This window comes from Vibrio sinus, from assembly GCF_023634645.1.
Lineage (GTDB): Bacteria > Pseudomonadota > Gammaproteobacteria > Enterobacterales > Vibrionaceae > Vibrio > Vibrio sinus.
The window spans coordinates 163104-180855 of record NZ_JAMKMR010000001.1 but is presented as its reverse complement, the minus strand read 5'-3'; the positions used below and the strand labels follow the sequence as shown (position 1 = coordinate 180855).

Below are 17752 nucleotides of genomic sequence, written 5' to 3'. Positions count from 1 at the left end.
ACTCACACCGCTCCCAAAGGGCGAGTAGATAAGGCTTCACTGCGTTGTTAGGGCTGCTCGACGTAGAATGACTATGCCTCACATCCCTGCCTAGCATTGAAGCCTTATCTATCTCGCTGAAACTCGCATCTCGAAGTAATTTGGGTATAAGTATGGATCTGTGCAAAGGAATCAAGGGATAAGTCATTGAGCTGTTTTGCGCCGGTTAAGGTCATCGCCACTCTGATTTCTTTGTCGTACATGTCGAGTAGATTTTCAACGCCTTGCCTACCATGAGTGGCAAGGGCGTATAAGAAAGAGCGCCCAATTAACGTACAATCAGCGCCAAGTGCTAGCATTTTTACTACATCGAGCCCACTGCGAACCCCAGAATCAACCAATATCTTAATCTGTCCCTTTACACTGTTGGCAATATCAGGGAGTACTTGTGCGCTTGCTGGAACGCCATCCAATTGACGCCCACCATGGTTTGATACTACTATCCCATCAGCGCCAAATCTGACGGCATCTTTAGCATCTTCAACATCGAGTATTCCTTTTATGATCATGGGGCCATCCCAATAGTCACGGACCCATTCTAAGTCCTTCCACCCTATAGATGCGTCAAAATTTTTGCCGATCCAACCCATGTAATCCGCTAAACCGCTTGGCTTGCCTAAGTAAGTGGAAATATTTCCAAGTATATGAGGTCTACCCAACACCCCGACATCGATTGCCCACTTGGGATGGCAAACGGCTTGTAAAATCCGTCGGGCAGGCGCACCAGGCCCGCTCATGCCCGAGTGTTTATCACGATATCGTGCACCAGCTAAGGGCATATCTACGGTAAATACCAAAGTGGTCACACCGGATTGCTTTGCACGGTCAAGGACGTTTTTCATGAAACCACGATCTTTGAGTACGTAGAGTTGAAACCACATCGGTCGTGATATTTTTGGCGCGACTTCTTCGATGGGGCATACCGACAACGATGACATGGTATAGGCTATCCCTTTATTGCAAGCAGCTTGCGCGGCTTGTACTTCACCACGACGCGCATACATTCCAGTCAGGCCAACAGGTGCAAGAGCAACAGGCATAGAAAGGTTTTCACCAAGTAATTCGATATTGAGGTCTAAATCCGATGCGCCATTGAGTACACGTTGTCGTAGTGAGAGTTTCTGAAGCTCTGCCGTATTACTTACCAAGGTGTGTTCGCTGTAGGCACCACCGTCAGCATAATGGAAAAGAAAAGGGGGTAGTTTCGCTTTTGCTGCTTTCCTGTAATCGCTAGGAGATGAAATGATCATAGTGAATTCCTAATTAAAACTTTAAGAACATGGGCTTAGCCCTACTATGCCACAATTTTAAGTTAGATCCTGCTTGCGAGTTAATTTAGCTATAAGTATGTAAATTTCCATATTTGCCTGTTTTATTGTGAGATATCTCTTACAAAGTCGTGAGTGTTTCACGTTTGGAAACTACTGCCATTTTCTCTAGTGCCACATAACCTATTGAATAATTAATGAAAAAATAAACTGTGATATGCATTTCTTTGCCAAGTATATACAGATGGCGATGTTAAGTTTCCCTTGTTGGGGTACATTAAAGGTGTCGGCAGGATGCGGACACAAGGGACAACCTTCGGGATGAGGGGGAGATTATTCAAAGGGGATGAATAATCAACATGGATAGAATCTCCAACAGATAGTCACTAGGATGGTGTTATCGTATTGTTGGAAAATCAAGGAAGAACACATCATCAGGACGATGGTGCAAGGACATCACTTAAGGATAAGTGAAGCGTTGATCAGGAAGATCGGCAAGCATTGGATGCTAAGGACACCGCTAGGATGGCGATGATATGGAAAGCGCTTAAGGATAAGCGGAAATATCATGGAATAGATGCAGGGAGCACTTAAGTAGCCGGATTGCTGCACAGTAGAAAATGCCCCTATGGCTTAGGCTATAGGGGCCTTTCTTTATCTAGCGTTTCTTAAAATGTCTGTTCGCTAACTACGCATAGGCGGTTTGTTTACTCATAGCCTGACTTCTACGTAACCACACTTTCTCATGGAAGAAATAAGCAATCGAGTTAATCGCAGGCTCGACGGTGGCCATTAGGCCTCCTATGAAAGCATCACCAGTGATGATGTAGGAAACCATAAACGCTACACTAAAGTGAACACTCGCGAAGCTTGCCGTTTTCACACGAGTCATGGATTCCCGATTCTGTAAAGCAGGAACGCTCTGCCAGATTTTCTCGTGTATATAAAAAGCGCCAGTGTTGATTGAAGGCTCTATCATGGCAATCAAACTGCCGAGTAAAAAGTCACCCGTCAAAGCAAAAGCAACCAGTGTCGCTATAGAAAAGTGAATAGTCGCAAAAGTGATTGTCTTGATCATCAACCTGTCCTCGTCAAGTGTTCTCCGATATATAAATATTATTGATAATCATTCTCATTAAGTAAAGAAAAACCTATCTATTAGTTTGATAGGGTATGGCTATTTAGCCATAACTACTGTCGGGGGGTAGAGTTTTGGCTGGCCTTGTTCCGCTTATCTTGCACCAACTGTTTTGCTGCCTTTTCTAACCGCGGCAACAAGTGAGACTTAGACTTATGGATATAATGGTAAAGAGGCTCATGCGATATAACAGGGCTGGCAATCTTTATTTCAGGAAATTGATCTTTTAAAGAAAGATACATGACTTTAGATGCTACCCATACGTCGACTCTTCCTTTTGCAAGCATCATGGCACCTTGAATGCTAGTGTTAACCCGATACATCCTTTTGTATTTCTTCAATTTCTCGGCATATTGGTTACCCAAGTTAGCCACAATAATTTTATCTTCTATGTCTGATAGCTTTGAGTAATAATCTGAGCCTGTGCTGAACAGAAATATGTCTATATCAGCTAGCGGTACATCAAGTTTAATTAAATCAGGTTCGTTCTCAATGTTGCCTATTCGTAGATCCAACGCGTCATATTTTCCCTGAATCGTACCTCTCACGGCTCTTGCGCTAGGCAGGTATACAAAGTCAACGTTTATACCTGCAGAGCTATAGATGTATCTGAGGTCATCTTCTAACTTAACGCCAACTTGTTTTATGAGTTCTGGATTTCTGTAAACATTACCCATGGCTACAGTCATCGACTCAGAGTATGCTTTGCCGGGCAGAGACAGCAAAATAACGAAACTTAGTATGAGCCATGTTAACGTCATTTTTAAATTCAATGACTGACCGAACATAATTGGCCAAACACACCCTTTATTTAACATCCATAGTCCTAGAATTGACCTGCTTGTCTTAATTGTAGTCGGTTTCGCCCTTGGAGAATTTTGTTTAATGCATTACAAACTGCTATTCAGGTATTAGATGTACAACAGTAACCTATCATTCTATTTCTTGTTTTAATTGATTGAGAAAGCCCTTCATATATTGCGTTCGTCGGCTCGCTTCAGCTTTGGCCGAGTCGGTGTTCATTAAGGACTCGAGCTTAAACAATTTTGTGAAAAAATGATCAACAGTGAAGGCTTTATCTTGGGTCTCTCGCTTATCGCAGAAAGGGTCGTCAGCGCTGTATAACTGAGAACCAAAGCTGGCACTAACTTGTATGCACCGAGCAATACCAATGGCACCTAGAGAATCTAAGCGATCGGCATCTTGAACGATTTTGGCTTCAAGTGTTTCAGGCACTACATTAGCGCTGTAGCTATGAGCTACGATTGCATGGTGGATCTCGCTATCAAACTGCTTTGGATAACCGCATGAATTAAGAAAGCTCAATGCTTTATCTGCTGCTTTCACTGAGCTTAGGGCCCGATTAGGGTGGTTTTTGGGAAAGGTAAAACAGTCATGCAAATAAGCCGCGGGCAGGACAACGTCAATGTTGGCTTTTTCTTCGTAACAGAGCGATTTTGCCATACTTACCACTCGGATGACATGGTTGATATCGTGCGCAGGATCTTGCTGCATTTCGTTTGTGATAAAAGCGAGAAATTGGTTTTCAAATTGTTCAGTCACTTGTCATTTACCTCTATTTTATTTCTAATTAACGAACATCTTGGAATATCGGGTAACTCGTCATAAAAGCTTCCTTGCGCAGCCATAAACGCCAAAGTATACGGGCGTGTTTTTTGCCTCGCTTGTTCTGGCAGTCGTTTACTATCGCTCAGTTTGTTAAACATCCACTCATCTAATTGAATCGCCAGCTCAGTAAATTCGCGTTCGGTCAGCTCTATTTTTAACGTCATCATGCAAGCTTTCGTATCGTTTTCTTGCAGATTCACGACTCTGTCTTTTAAGCGCGTTAGTACTTGATTTTTATAAGCACTTGGATATACCGCCCCTTTCTTAAACGCAGTATGTGAAGGAACGCATAGTTTAGCTTTGTTGTTAATACCAAGCTCTATCAAACCGACACTCTCTAGCTTGCGTAAATAGATATGCATGGATGCCACGTCTAGATGATAGGTATCAATAATTTGTTCAACTGACAGGTGTTCGGACAGTCTAAACCACAGGGTATAAAGAGCAGGGCAATCTGCAAATGCTTTATCTTGTTCATGGGTGAAGACTGGCACCATTGCAATATTTTTTTCCGCTTGGGTGATCAAAGAAGAGATCGGGATATCACAAAGTACACTGATGCGGATAAGTCTATCTAGTGATAATGGCTGAACGTTGTTAAGTAACCTCTTTACGCTTACTTCTGATATATCCAATTGCACGGCTAAATCTCGGTAAGAGATATTGTTCTTACGAAGTTCTTGTTTCACTAGCCGGCATATCTCCTTATGAAGTTGTTCGCTCATATTCTTTCCTTGGCTACCTAGGTTGACCTGGTTGGTATCATAAAACTATCCCTTTTATTAATCCATTGAAAAATCAGGTCAAAATGCGATTCTGCTTGGCGATGGTACATGTAGAAATCGACTTATCTTCAAGGGGATTACAATGAGTGGGTTAGGGCTAACAATTCGATTTGGTTTCCAGCAATATCTGCATTGGTTTACGACAGGACTTATGGTTCCTGTTACTGTTTTGGCATTTCAAGCCCGTGGATTAAATCTATCTGAAGTGGGTGTATTGATGGCGATTTGGATTGGGACTACAACGGTATTGGACATCCCTTTAGGCCGATTTGCGGATACATTCGGAAGAAAACACACCTATTTGATATCGTTGGTCGTAAGCATACTTGGGTACTCGGTGTTTTATGTCTCTTCAGGATTTACAGAGCTTGCAATCTCAGTTTGCTTATTGGGTATGTCTAGGGCTGTTTATACAGGCACACTCGATGCTTGGTTTTACGACGCCTTTAAGAACACAAGCGGAAATCGTACCTATTTTAGCTGTTTAGCGTTAGTTAACGTTATGACGACGCTTGGGTTAGCGACTGGAAGCTTAATTGGCGGGCAAGTTGCCAAGTACTCAAGTTACATACCATTCATTGATCATTCTGGGAACTATGAGGGCAATATACTCTTGGTTCTGGTATTGACGATAGGGTTAATCATTGTCAGTGCTGTATTGATTGATGAGCAGAAACCATCAAAGCGGCTGGGAAATGCGACTAAAGATAAGCATACCCTTGTTTCGGTACTTGATAGCACCTGTAAAAATGGCGTATTAAAAAGGATGTTTCCTACCATATTGGTTTTCGGAATCACTTTAAGCAGTGTAGAGAATTTATGGCAACCTTACTTAGCGTCCCTTTACGGTTCATCGAAAGATGCATTACCTTTCTATGGGCTTGTCTCGGCATTATATTTTCTTGTGTCGGCACTTTCTTCGGTGGCTTCAATTTATGTACTGCGTTTGTTCGGCAATTCTCATAAGCAGTTGATGATTAGCAGTCGGTTATTAGCTGGAATTACATTGGCGTTGCTAGCGAATACGTCTGGGGTCAGCGCATTCCTAGTGTACTATCTAGCATTTTTCTTCTTGTTCACACTGGGAAACAATTCAGAAAAGATATTAGTCAACGACAACACGGATGCCCGGTACCTTTCCACTATGCAATCAGTGAGTTCATTTGTTATGAACTTGGGCGGCGTGATTGCTTCAGTTGGATTTGGGTTTATTTCTGAGCACTATGGAATTGGATTTAGCTGGCTATCATGCAGCATTATCCTTTCCTTGAGTGCGTTTTTCTTTGTCTCTATGCCAGAGAGCTATAAATCTTCACTAAGAACAGGTCCAAGTCACTAACCAAACAGTAATTGACCTCCTCCCAGAAAGTCGTTTCGGTTTAAACTAGAGAACGAAATTAAAAAAGACATACACCCAAACGCTTGATAAGTCATACTTGCTCAGCATTTATGGTGTGTGTCCGAGTAGTTCCCAGATTATAATTTTTGGGCCAATTTTTTTACTCTCGCTAAGTTAGAAGGAGAAAGGTTTTTCTTTGTTGTGTTAAACAAGGTTTGCGCCTCTGTATGACCATCGTTCGCTGCAGCTAAAATCCATGCGCTACCTGAGATTATATCTTTTTTACCACCTCGTCCGGTCATCATAAAAACACCAAGTGCATATTTAGATTCCAGATGACCTTTTTGCGCTGCCCTTCTGTAGCATTTCCGGCTTGCTGCCATATCTTTACTTGTACCACGTCCGTTTGCTAAGGCTTCTGCTTTTTGAAATAAGGCTGCTCTATGGCCTTGACTTGCTGCCTTATCAAACCACTCATAGGCTGATTTTTCGTTACGTTCGACACCCCGACCAGAGGCATAGGCAACACCCACCATGAACTGAGCATCGATCTGTTCCTGTTGTGCTGCCTTTAAAAACCAGTAAGTTGCTGTTGCATAATTTTGAGTCACGCCAAAACCGTTCGTGTAGTCCAGGCCTAATTTATATTGCGCCTGTGCATCACCTTTCTTCGCCATTTCTATATTGTGTGAAACACTTTTGGGTAAGGTAGTGCACCCACTTAGCATTAATAAGATGATGATTAAAATCTGAGGAATCCCCATGAATTTCATCATAGCTCCTCATATCGCTCTGCACTTTTAATATCGTGCTTTTTGTGAGTATCAGAGCTGCTTTCTAGTCTACGGCCAAGGTAGGTAACAGAGATCCGTTGGTCGGTCATGCCTGATTCAACGAAAGTACATACCGCGTATAGCCTAGCCGCAAGGAACTCGGGAAAAGCAGAAACCATATCATTTTTTGGTGCTTGGTAAGCCTTCATCGTAATAACTCAGTTTTTATCAATACGTCTAGAAGTAGAAATTCGTGGGGATTTGTCAGGATTAAAATGCTTATAGGATTTCGATAAAGAGAAATCATGGTTATGCGTCCTAGACTTAAACTAACCGTACACAGAAGTTAATAAATAGACTGTGTACGGTTTTGGTGAGTGGAAGTTGTTATTCGATACCTAATAGTTCTTGGGTCGCAGCAACCACTTCATCGGTAATTTGCTTATTAGCCGCTGAAGCTAGAGTATCTGCTTCTAACTGAGCTGAATTATCAAGTTCTTCCTGTGTGGTAGCCTGTTCTTCCACGGCAGCTGCCAGATCAGTTTCTAAAGTATCAACTTCAGATTCAGCCTGTGCCAGTTCCTGAGCAGCAGCGTCAGCTTCTGCTTGTGCGGTATCTGCTGCCACCTGAGCGTCAGCTAATTCATTAGCCGCAGTATTAGCGGCTGTGGCTGCTGTGTCTGCCTCAGCTTGAGCGGTGTCAGCAGCTGCCTGTGCAGCGTCTGCATCATCTTGAGCAGCATCTGCTTCGGCTTGAGCTTGAGCGGCAGCATCAGCGAGATCTGTATTTGTTGGATCAGCGTCAGCAGCAGCCTGTGCAGTATCTGCCTCTGCTTGAGCGGTGTCAGCAGCAGTCTGTGCAGCATCTGCATCAACTTGAGCGGTGTCTGCAGTAGCCTGTGTTGTATCTGCCAATGCTTGTGCTGCATTTGCTGATTCCTGTGCATCGTTCAGGGCTTCTGAAGCCGCGACGCTATCTTCATTCAATTGCTGGCTTATTGCTGTTAATGTTGCAATATCATAACTGGCAATCTGATCCTCTAACCCTTGAATGGTCTCGGAAATTTCATTTAATCTTTCAGTTAATAGGCTTGTTGCCTGAACTGCGTCCCGGTATTGTGCTAGAGCTCCAACAACAGATTTAGCAGATGCATGAGCTAGTCCGTTTTCTGATGCGTGTGCTGCATTCAGACGTCCTAAAGCACTTGATAAAGAACCTTTATTGTTACCTAATCCATTGCCATTGCCATTGCCATTGCCATTGCCATTGCCATTGCCATTGCCATTGCCATTGCCATTGCCATTGCCGTTGCCATTGTTGGCACTAGAGCTAGAACCGCCGTTTTGGCCACTATTTCCTTTACTCTTGTCACTACTGTTTCCACGGCCTTTACCGTTGTTACTGTTATCATTTTTAGCAAGTGCAGTGTTGTATTTAAATGTACCGTCATCAAAATTAAACGTAACCGGGGCTAAAGCCAATAGGCTAACACAGGCACATCCAAGTAAAGCCTTTTTAACTAACAGTGAAAGTTTCATGGCATACCCCCAAAACATCGAACAGTTTTACACACAAAACCCTTATTGAGTGTACCATCAGTATAGTTCAATAATTCATCAATTAAGGTGTTTGCACAAGAATTGACAGGCTATGCCAGAAATTAGAATCCCGGTGGAGAAAAACGCCGAAACCAGAAAGGTGCGTTGCTTGTCAAATTTATGGTGTATGCTAAAAAATGTGAAATAGTTGGTTGTTTTCTATACAAATGGTTATCCGTAGTTTTCTAAATTAAGCAGAAGCTCTAACTTGGTTTTGTTCATGAATAAGTAAAAAAGTGATCAAACTTGAGCTGAAGAAATGGCTGAAATTGGCAGTTTTAAGAACAACAGCGATCTTTCCCTCCGACAAGGACAATACAACATATGATGTTATGTCTCTATTTACTTAAATGAGACAGAAATAGCTCTACCGCTTTCTTTACTTTCGCTGATAGTTGCCGATTGTGAGGGTATATGGCCCAAATCCCTTCTACTGGTGGTTGATGATCCTCAAGAAGTGTCACTAACTCACCATTTCGAATGTAGTTATCAACATAGTAACTAGGTAACTGGGCGATCCCAAGGCCTTGCAATGTAGCGTTAAGAAGGGCTTGACCGCTATCACTACAAATTTTGCCTTGCAGCTTGTAGCTATGTTCTCTTTCCCCGAGGGTAAAGCGCCATGACTGATTGAAGCGAGTCAGAGCAGCATGGGTGTTGAGTTGCTCAATGGAACTAGGCTTACCGTGACATTCCAAATATTTTGGTGAGGCAACGAGATTTAAGCTGCGATCGGATAGACGGCGAGCTATCATATTTGAATCGTTTAGCGACCCGATGCGTATGGCAAGATCGAATCGCTCTTGAACCAAATCTATCTGACGATTCGTTAGTTGAAGCCAAATCTTAAGCTGGGGGTATTGCAGCGCCAGTTTGTTGAGTAGTGGGGAAATCACTTGTTCACCATAGGCTGGTGGCGCTGTGATCCTTAGCTGTCCTCTTGGCTCTTCTTGCTCTTGAGTTACTATACGCTCGGCTTCTTCTAGCTGTTCAATAACTTCACGGCAGTATTCGTAGTACGTAGTACCAGACTCAGTGAGACTAACCTGACGTGTTGAGCGATAAAGAAGCTTTACTCCTAGCCTTTGTTCAAGGGCATTTATTTGACGGCTAATTTGTGCGGGTGAGATTGACAGTTCCTCTGCGGCTTGTTTAAAGCTTAGTCTTTGGGCCACAGCGACGAATTCGTAGACTCCCTGCCACGGTTTCATTATTACCTCCAGCGTAATTCTGAATTGAATTGTTGATTATTCACAGGGAAACAGATGTAGATACAATAATCAATACAAATTATTTGGAGCGTTCATATTATGAAAAATGTCGAATTAGTTAAGCAATATCGTGAATATTTTAAACAAAAGGAAATTCCAGCAGCCTTGGGTTTAGTTGCCGATGATGCCATATGGAATACAGACAATGCGGGTGGGAGCTGGAGTGGTGTCCACAAAGGAAAAGAAGCAATACTTCAACATTTGAAAAATATTGGCAAAGAATGTCAGCTTATAGCTTGGCATACCCATTCCATTTTCCCGTACAACAATATCCAGGTCATCGAAGTCGCTTATCTAAAATTCAAGTTTCTTGCCACGGGTGAGGTGTATGAATCGGATGTCGTTTGTTTTTTCGATATCGAAGACGAAAAGATAACGCGCTATAAAGTTTATGAAGATGAGCAGAAACTGGTCGCATGCTACCAGCGAGTTCTAGATGCTCAAAAACATAACCTATCTAACTAATAATATCTTTCAAAAATATACGCAATCCATTCGGTTGGGTTTATCCATACCTGAAATCAGTTATCGGTCGAAAAAGTCACACTATATATCAGTGCGGCCGCTGACTAGTTTTCAGCCGCATTGATTTCTTCACAGGACATATTATGTATAAAACTACTGCAATTAGCGGATATACTCCGCCAGTATACCTATTGATTTTTCTTTATGGCTATGCCGCTTTTGCCTCAGTATTGTTAGCGTCATCTCTACCAGAGATTATTCACGTTTTCCAAGTTTCACCTGCGGAAGCAGAATGGGTGATGTCGGTATTTCTGATTGGCTATGCTATTGCCCAGCTAGTATTTGGACCCATTTCCAACCACTTTGGGCGGAAGCCGGCAGCCCTAATTGGGGTGTCGTTAGCCCTAGTCGGGAGTTTGATGCAATTTGTAGCCATTCTAAATGTCAATTTTGAGTGGTTAATTTGGGGCCGACTGATCAATGCAATTGGTGCAGCTTCGGGTTTGGTACTGGGTATGACGATGGTGTCGGATGTATACAAAAATGATGAGTCGCGACGCGTATTGGCAGTGCTAACGCTTATGCAGGCTTTTCTACCTGGCGTTGCCATCTTTATTGGCGGTAGCCTTACTCAATTGTTCGATTTAAAGGTCTCTTTTGAATTTCAATTGTTATTTAACTTAATAGTGATTGGCTGTGTTTGTTTACTCAAGGAAACCCTGCCTGCTACACAACACCAGAAAGTTCATGCTGGACGAATTCTATCAGGTTATTTCCAAGCTCTAATGCAGCCAAATTATTTCAGCTACGTGTCTTTGGTGTGTGTCGCTTCTTGCTCTATTTATGTCTTTAACTCCTTTGCTCCCATTGTAGCCCAACGTTACACGGGTATAAACTCGCTACAATTTGGTTAGTTGAGCTTTATCAACTCCTTTGGTTTGTTCTTGGGAGCGGTAACAGTAAGTAAACTAAGCCACATAATTGATGGCGTGAAGTTTTTGATTATTGGTATCAGCTGCATTGTTTGTTCCTCCTTAGTGGTCCTAATTATGTTCTATATGGGAATAATCAATATCTATTCTATCTTTGCTCCCGCCTTTGTTTTGTTTATTGGTATCGCCTTCATTTTGCCGAACGGGTCGATGATGGCGCTCACTGATGCTCCTAACAGTGCTTTATCAGCAGGGCTACTGTCGTTTCTAAGTTTGTTGATGGGGGCGGTAACGGTATTCATTGCGGGGAATTTCATCGGCGAAAACTCATTTGCTTTGCCGTGGACATTGATTATTGTGGCTTTCGCAGGAATCATTCTCTCTTTGACCACGCGGACTAAAATCGAGGCTCGGTAAGATAGGTTTTAGCAATCCCAGCCACCTAGATGACTGGGATTGGGCAAGCGGCTTAGAGTCCTTTGTTAGACCTTCACTTAAATAAAGTACAGGTCGGGGTGGTGGTAGGCTTTGTCACATACTTCTAGCATCTTGTCTATCTGGGTATCGGTGAGAGAGCTATGCAGTGAAAATCGGAAAATGTTTTTATTCGGTGTAGTCGCAGGTCGGCAGAACACCGCGCCAAATACACCATTGTTTTCAAAAAAGTCTCTCACGCGCTCAGTGTTTCTTTCCTCACCCGTTTCGAGGGCGACGATTTGAGATTCACTACGAATGGTAAAGCCTATCTCCCTTAATGATGTTTTGAAGTAGTTTGCTTTTTGTACCAAGGCATCTCTGCGATCATCGCTCTTTTCTATCACTGATAACGTCTTAGATAGACGCTCCAGTTCATAGGGAAGCATGGCAGAACTAAAAATGGCTGGGTACGCGACAAATGGGATACATTCGTTGATTTGGTTGTTACACCAGATTGCTCCTGCTCGGTAGGCAAAAGTTTTGGCTAAGCTCGCCGTCATAAAGTCGACTTTTTTCGTTAAGCCCATTTCGTTCAAAAGCCCGGCCCCTCTGTATCCATGTGTGCCAAGAGAGTGAGACTCATCGATCAACACTGCACAGTCAAACTCTTTCGCTACGCAGATGAGTTCTTCTAGTGGTGCCAATGTGCCGATAGTGCTGTAAATTGAATCCACAAGTACGACGCCAGGCCCATTCCTCTTCAGCAGTTTAGTCAAATGCCGAATGTTATTGTGCATAAAGGGATGGAGGTTTGCCCCAGCAATTCTAGCGCCTTCCCACATCGACATATGGGCAAAAAAGTCGATGTAGACATTGGTATCTTCATCGCAGATTGTTTGGAGTAGCGCAGTGTTCGCACTCCATCCTGACTGTGACAGTAAGCATGAAGAGAATCCGGTAAAGTTGGCTAATTTGGTCTCAACATCGGGTTTGGATTCTTCATCTTGTAAAAAAATACCTGACATAAATGGCGAATCTTGTTTCGCTCTGATCGCTTCCACATGTGCGTTAACAATCTCATGATGATTAGACAAGTCCAAGTAATCATTACTTTGCAACACAATATCTTCGGGCCCTGGCCGTTTTCCTAACACAAGGTGTTTACCGTTCTGGTTCGATTGAATAAGGTCTTCTATGTAAAAATTGAGCTTGCTTTCGATGAAATCCGGTAAACGTGGGTAATGGTTTAGGGTATTCATAAATCCTATCCTTTTTTAATTCTTAATATGCAAAGCCAGCTGACATGCAATATATGAAATAAAATGGATAATTAAGCGAGGGGGAAATATTATTTTTTTGCGTTGTAAGGCAAAGATAAAACAAGTTATTATTAATAATATTTCTATTAATTACGCTTATGCAAGTGTGTGCGTTATAAGTTAACTTGTTGAAAGCACAATAATTAATCACTATATAAGGTGATTTCAATAAAAAGTTAATTTTTGGACAGCAGTTCGCAAAATTGTTGAAAAAGCCATCAATGCTTTCGATAAACTTCGGGCCAATACATGGTGACATATCGCATCGATATCCAGGCAACGAGTACAGTAGCCACGGTAAGTTCGATGTAGCCAAATCGGTGAAGCCAATGCCAATGTGGATAGTAGATTTCGAAAAATGATGTCAGCCTGTACATGGCAATCGCACTGATTACTGAAGGGAAGGTGACGGAGGCGATGGAAGGTTGGAAATCTAACCTGAGCAGCTTGAAGTAGCATAGGTAGATAAGTAACGTCATGGTGATGGCGATACCCGCTAATGCGCCTGTAAGTATAGGATCAGGTTCAGAAAAGTTAACTAGGTAGCTGGCAAGCGTCAGGTTGATTGGTGCAGCCATGATAGCAATGGTTGGACGTGCATTTTTGGGTAAGTCGCCTTCGAACACGAGCCGGTACAACACCAGTGGCAGCATAAAAAAGTAAATGGTAATACAGACATTCACCAGAGAATCGGAAAACACGTCATGGCCGAATTTAGTTCCGGCCAAAGAGCTGCTGATCAACCCGACTGGGTACAAAAACCAGCTTGGTGCGATGTTAGATATTTTGAATTGTGATAGTTGAAAAGCAAAGAACAGTATCATCATGGTTAGGTGTAGCAAAATCGCCATGAACCAGATGGGGTAGGCGATGCTGGGTGATATCACCGCAAGGTAATCACACAATACCAATAAAGACATGCTCATTGGTGCCAATAAACTGCCATTTAACGGGTGCCTAATCTCTACAATGAAGGTTTTATAGCTGGTGAGATATTTGAGTAGCACTGGCAATAGAATGAGTGCTCCTACGGCTGCCATGTATGGCCGGACGACGGTGCCTATGGAAGGCACATAAAGGGTCCACGCTTGTCCTAGTGCGATAATACCTAATGCTAACGACGCTTGAGAGGGGGGAACATGTTTATATCTGGTTATCCGTCTCCAGTTCAAGGGCTGTACTCCGATTACTCAGCTTGACCAAATGGAAGAGTCTTTGATGGTAACAAGACAAATAGTAAAAAAGTATCTCCATGTGAGTAGAGGAGATACTTTTTAGAATTTGGTCGATGTTTAAGAAAATTCTTCTTGTCTTAACTTCTCGGCTTTTAGGGTTCTGCGTAGCAGCTGACTATAAATAGGCTCTCCACCGAGCCATTGTGCAAAGACAACGGCACCTAGACAAGTGGTGACAAGAGGAAGTATTAAATGGTAGTTACTTGTCATCTCTATAACCAACAGTATCCCTGTGATCGGTGCTCTTACCGTTGCAGCAAACAGCGCTCCCATTCCTGCTATGGCAAACATCCCAGGTGCGATGTCCAGTTCCGGCAGAACGCTATGTGCAGCTAGGCCAAAAGCGTAACCAAATAAAGTGCCTAAAGCGAGCATCGGCGCAAAAATACCACCTGGTGCTCCAGAGCCAAAACACAACATGGTTGTTAAGATACGACCAATGAAGATAAGCAGTAGGATAGATGCAGTGAACCCACCGTCAGTAATGGTTCGGATTAACTCTGTACCATCTCCGGCTAACTGAGGTATATAGAGTAATGTGATACCAAAACATCCGCCAAGCATTGCTCCAACAAACAAAAATCGTTTACGACCGTTTTTATGGACACGTGCAAACATATCTTGGAACAAGGTGACTAAACGGTTGAAAATGACGCCGAACACACCAAATAGCGCACCCAATAGCAAAAACAAAAACAGAGAGAACAGCTCCGGAGCGTGATATTGGGGGATAGTAATGACCGCCCCTTGCCCCATGATAGCGCGAAATACGATAGTTGCCGTGACAGATGAAATGATGACGGTTCGTATTGAAATTAACGAGTAGCGGAACTGGGGTCTCATTTCTTCAATGACGAACATAATCCCAGCCAGTGGGGCGTTAAACGCGGCAGCGAGGCCGCCTGCAGCGCCAGCTGCAAGAAGCGAATGACTCGTGTCTTCATTTTTGATTCTAAAGATATCTGAAATCATTCGCCCGATGGCACCGCCCATTTGTACGGTGGGCCCTTCTCTACCCAAGACCATGCCCGAGCCCAATGTGCCAAGTCCACCGAGGAACTTAACTGGGATAACTCGCCACCAGCGCATTGGACGAATCCCATCCATTGCACCTTCAATTTCTTGAATGCCAGAACCAGAAGCTTCAGGTGCGAAGCGATGAACTAAGTAATAACCAATGACAGCCAATAAAGCACTGATAGCAAAGGCAGCTAACCAAAGAGGAACGGAATGACCGATTTTATCTCGCAGCCAAGAGGTACGAGAGTCGGCGATAAAATGCACACCAAGTTGAAATAGGGTGCCAATGAGTCCTGTCAGTATACCGACAAGAAGCGACATAAACATCACAGATAATGGTGTTTTTTCTTTCGAGAGAAATTGGTTAACCGCATCTCTGGGAACGCTTGCGAGTAACGATTGCATGAATTTCTCTCTTTTTGTCATTGGTGTTTGGGCCTTATGGTTAGATTACAAATATTGGGTTGTAGATTATACCGTTGAAACTATTATCGGACAGAGATAAAGTTGAAAATTTGATTTTCAAATTTGACATTTATTTATTTCGTTATTGGTAAAACTTAGTCTTTATCAGTGATAGATAGCGTACCAATTATAGCGTTTTTTATCTGTAATTTATGATTCCGAAATCGAAAGATAATTTTTGTGAATAACTTGAGTTTTTCCTTATATGGTCCATATTTAAAGGGTAGGGAATATCAGAGCCGACTCGCACGGAGGAAATAATGTCTCCCTACTTACAATTAGGAAAGATTGAAAGATAAAAATTATATCCTCGTTTTTGTTCAGCATGGTAAATGCAAAGTTGATTCGCGAACTCACGATTGAGTAACGAGGTGGAAGGCGCGCCAAGGTAGGCGCGCCTTTTGTGTTTATACCTAAAAAGTTATTGAGCTAATGGTTTGCTATCAGTATCTTGTTGGGAAATTGATTCCTCAAAACGTTGTAGCGCTTGATATCTCGTATACATGGGCGCCAAGTTAGTACGAAAGGTATTCACCATGTCAAAAAAGGTTCCGACTAATATCATCACCGGCTTCTTAGGTTCGGGAAAAACGACAGCTATTTTGGATTTACTCAAGCAAAAGCCAGAGCAGGAAAAGTGGGCCGTGCTTGTCAATGAATTTGGCGAAATAGGCATCGATGGTGCGCTTATGTCTGAACAAGGCGCGTTAATTAAAGAAGTTCCTGGCGGCTGTATGTGTTGTACAGCAGGTGTACCAATGTCTGTGGGTATTAATGCTTTGTTAAGAACTCAACCAGATAGACTGCTCATCGAGCCAACTGGCCTTGGACACCCTAAACAGGTTATGGCGGTATTGACTTCAGAACAGTACACCCGCTACGTCGACCTTAAAGCGACGATCGCTTTTGTTGATCCGAGAAATCTCAGTGTTGAGAAATACACAACTAACCAGAACTTTAATGATCAGCTGGACGTAAGCGAAGTGATCATAGGCAACAAAGTGGATCAATGTACCGTTCAGGATATTGACGCATTTAATGATTGGGTCACTAATCAGTCTCCAGCCAAAGTGTTCCATAAGTTGGTTAAATTTGGCCAAATGCCCTTAGAAGTTCTAGATATCGAGAGACGAGCTCAGGAGGTTCTGTCTGCTTCTCATGATAGCCACCATTTAGAGCATGCGGAATTGGAGCCGAAATTTGAGTTGCCGCCGGGTAAAGACTTCATTAGAAAAGAAAATAAGGGGCAACACTATTTCAGCTGTGGTTGGCTAATAGGATCTGAGCATAAATTTGATTTTGACTCACTCATGTCAATGCTAAACGCGATTAGCGCGGAACGAGTGAAAGCAGTAATGAATACCAATCGTGGCTGTTATGCATTTAACTTGGTCAATGGTGTTCTATCTGTAAACGAAATGAGTTTGGAGAGCTTTGAATCTAGAGTAGAAGTCATTGATTCACAGTTACTCCCATGGGATGAATTGGAGCATGTGCTGTTAAGCTTGTGTGGTTTAACGACGAAATAACCCACCAGCCAGCGCCTGCGGAGGCACGCTCAATGTAGAGCGCGCCTCTTGTTAAGTTACTTAATATAGACTAAAGTTGCGTGTGGCACCTGATCTATCAAAAGCTATGACGTCAAAACCTTGATACGCTTGGCCAGGTGCCGCCATACCAGGTGAATGCTGAGGCATCCCTGGTGCTGACAGGCCGACGATATCGCTTGGCTTTTCTGCCAGCAATTTAGCGATGTCTTTTTCTGGCACGTGCCCTTCAATCATATAACCATCAATAACAGCGGTGTGGCAAGAGACGAGCTTACTTGGCATACCGAAACTTTTTTTAACGTTATGCCAATTGTTTGTGGGTTGAAGCTCAACGTTGTAGCCCTTGTTTTGCATAATATTGGCCCATTCTTCACAACAAGTGCAGCTCGGTGATTTATACATTTCAACGACGGGCTTAGCGTAAATCGAAAAACTCACCATAAGTGAAAGTACGGCGCTAACTTGGGTAATTCTTTTCATAATGTGACTCCATAAATACTAAAAACGG

Annotated in this window: 18 protein-coding genes; 4 read left to right on the top strand and 14 right to left on the bottom strand. The window is 42.9% G+C overall.

Translation table 11 applies throughout. From position 1 onward, the window contains the following. Window positions 1-104: 104 nt before the first annotated feature. The 5 genes from lldD to M9194_RS00715 form a co-directional block, all read right to left on the bottom strand. Window positions 105-1289: an FMN-dependent L-lactate dehydrogenase LldD gene (lldD, locus tag M9194_RS00735; RefSeq protein WP_250610321.1), complete on the bottom strand. Its 1185-nt coding sequence runs from the start codon at window positions 1287-1289 to the stop codon at window positions 105-107. A gap of 706 nt (window positions 1290-1995) precedes the next feature. Next, window positions 1996-2385 (bottom strand): DUF2061 domain-containing protein, encoded by a 390-nt coding sequence (locus M9194_RS00730; RefSeq protein ID WP_250610320.1) that lies wholly within the window; start codon window positions 2383-2385, stop codon window positions 1996-1998. Window positions 2386-2498: 113 nt separating this feature from the next. After that, a complete protein-coding gene (locus M9194_RS00725) occupies window positions 2499-3263 on the bottom strand; it encodes a substrate-binding periplasmic protein (protein ID WP_250610318.1) in 765 nt (254 codons plus the stop codon). Window positions 3264-3378: 115 nt separating this feature from the next. Continuing rightward, on the bottom strand, window positions 3379-4008 hold the full coding sequence (locus M9194_RS00720; protein ID WP_250610316.1) for an HD domain-containing protein: 630 nt from the start codon (window positions 4006-4008) through the stop codon (window positions 3379-3381). Beyond that, a complete protein-coding gene (locus tag M9194_RS00715; protein ID WP_250610314.1) occupies window positions 4005-4799 on the bottom strand; it encodes a helix-turn-helix domain-containing protein in 795 nt (264 codons plus the stop codon). The genes M9194_RS00720 and M9194_RS00715 overlap by 4 nt, the downstream gene beginning before the upstream one ends. A 142-nt stretch (window positions 4800-4941) precedes the next feature. On the opposite strand from M9194_RS00715, the gene M9194_RS00710 reads away from it, so the two are divergent. Then, window positions 4942-6198: an MFS transporter gene (locus tag M9194_RS00710; RefSeq protein WP_250610312.1), complete on the top strand. Its 1257-nt coding sequence runs from the start codon at window positions 4942-4944 to the stop codon at window positions 6196-6198. A 137-nt stretch (window positions 6199-6335) separates the two neighbouring features. Here the strand turns inward: M9194_RS00710 and M9194_RS00705 are convergent, their stop codons facing one another. The 4 genes from M9194_RS00705 to M9194_RS00690 all read right to left on the bottom strand — a co-directional run bounded on the left by M9194_RS00705 (window position 6336) and on the right by M9194_RS00690 (window position 9781). Then, a complete protein-coding gene (locus M9194_RS00705; protein WP_250610310.1) occupies window positions 6336-6974 on the bottom strand; it encodes a tetratricopeptide repeat protein in 639 nt (212 codons plus the stop codon). Continuing rightward, window positions 6971-7180 (bottom strand): hypothetical protein, encoded by a 210-nt coding sequence (locus tag M9194_RS00700; RefSeq protein ID WP_250610308.1) that lies wholly within the window; start codon window positions 7178-7180, stop codon window positions 6971-6973. Before M9194_RS00700 ends, M9194_RS00705 begins: the two co-directional genes overlap by 4 nt. Before the next feature lie 178 nt (window positions 7181-7358). Beyond that, entirely contained in the window at window positions 7359-8510 is a 1152-nt protein-coding gene (locus tag M9194_RS00695; RefSeq protein WP_250610306.1) for a hypothetical protein, read from the bottom strand. 398 nt (window positions 8511-8908) lie between these two features. Continuing rightward, a complete protein-coding gene (locus M9194_RS00690) occupies window positions 8909-9781 on the bottom strand; it encodes a LysR substrate-binding domain-containing protein (RefSeq protein ID WP_250610304.1) in 873 nt (290 codons plus the stop codon). 99 nt (window positions 9782-9880) lie between these two features. On the opposite strand from M9194_RS00690, the gene M9194_RS00685 reads away from it, so the two are divergent. Both M9194_RS00685 and M9194_RS00680 read left to right on the top strand, forming a co-directional pair. Further along, window positions 9881-10306, top strand: coding sequence for a nuclear transport factor 2 family protein (locus M9194_RS00685; protein WP_250610302.1), 426 nt, complete (start codon window positions 9881-9883; stop codon window positions 10304-10306). Window positions 10307-10449: 143 nt separating this feature from the next. Further along, entirely contained in the window at window positions 10450-11220 is a 771-nt protein-coding gene (locus M9194_RS00680) for an MFS transporter (protein WP_250610300.1), read from the top strand. 161 nt (window positions 11221-11381) lie between these two features. Here M9194_RS00680 and M9194_RS00675 read toward each other — a convergent pair whose 3' ends face one another. From M9194_RS00675 to clcA, 4 genes are all read right to left on the bottom strand, one after another. After that, window positions 11382-11615, bottom strand: coding sequence for a hypothetical protein (locus M9194_RS00675; protein WP_250610298.1), 234 nt, complete (start codon window positions 11613-11615; stop codon window positions 11382-11384). Between the two features lie 117 nt (window positions 11616-11732). Further along, window positions 11733-12914 carry an alpha-hydroxyketone-type quorum-sensing autoinducer synthase gene (gene cqsA, locus M9194_RS00670; RefSeq protein WP_250610296.1) on the bottom strand — a complete coding sequence of 394 codons (1182 nt, stop codon included), beginning with the start codon at window positions 12912-12914 and terminating at the stop codon, window positions 11733-11735. A 278-nt stretch (window positions 12915-13192) separates the two neighbouring features. After that, window positions 13193-14146, bottom strand: coding sequence for a TDT family transporter (locus M9194_RS00665; protein WP_250610294.1), 954 nt, complete (start codon window positions 14144-14146; stop codon window positions 13193-13195). A gap of 120 nt (window positions 14147-14266) precedes the next feature. After that, a complete protein-coding gene (gene clcA, locus M9194_RS00660) occupies window positions 14267-15655 on the bottom strand; it encodes a H(+)/Cl(-) exchange transporter ClcA (RefSeq protein WP_250610293.1) in 1389 nt (462 codons plus the stop codon). Window positions 15656-16230: 575 nt separating this feature from the next. On the opposite strand from clcA, the gene M9194_RS00655 reads away from it, so the two are divergent. After that, complete coding sequence (locus M9194_RS00655) at window positions 16231-17223, top strand: CobW family GTP-binding protein (protein WP_250610292.1); 993 nt, start codon at window positions 16231-16233, stop codon at window positions 17221-17223. 60 nt (window positions 17224-17283) lie between these two features. On the opposite strand, the gene M9194_RS00650 is transcribed toward M9194_RS00655, so the two are convergent. Continuing rightward, window positions 17284-17724, bottom strand: a complete 441-nt coding sequence (locus M9194_RS00650) for a DUF411 domain-containing protein (RefSeq protein WP_250610291.1) — start codon at window positions 17722-17724, stop codon at window positions 17284-17286. Window positions 17725-17752: the final 28 nt, after the last annotated feature.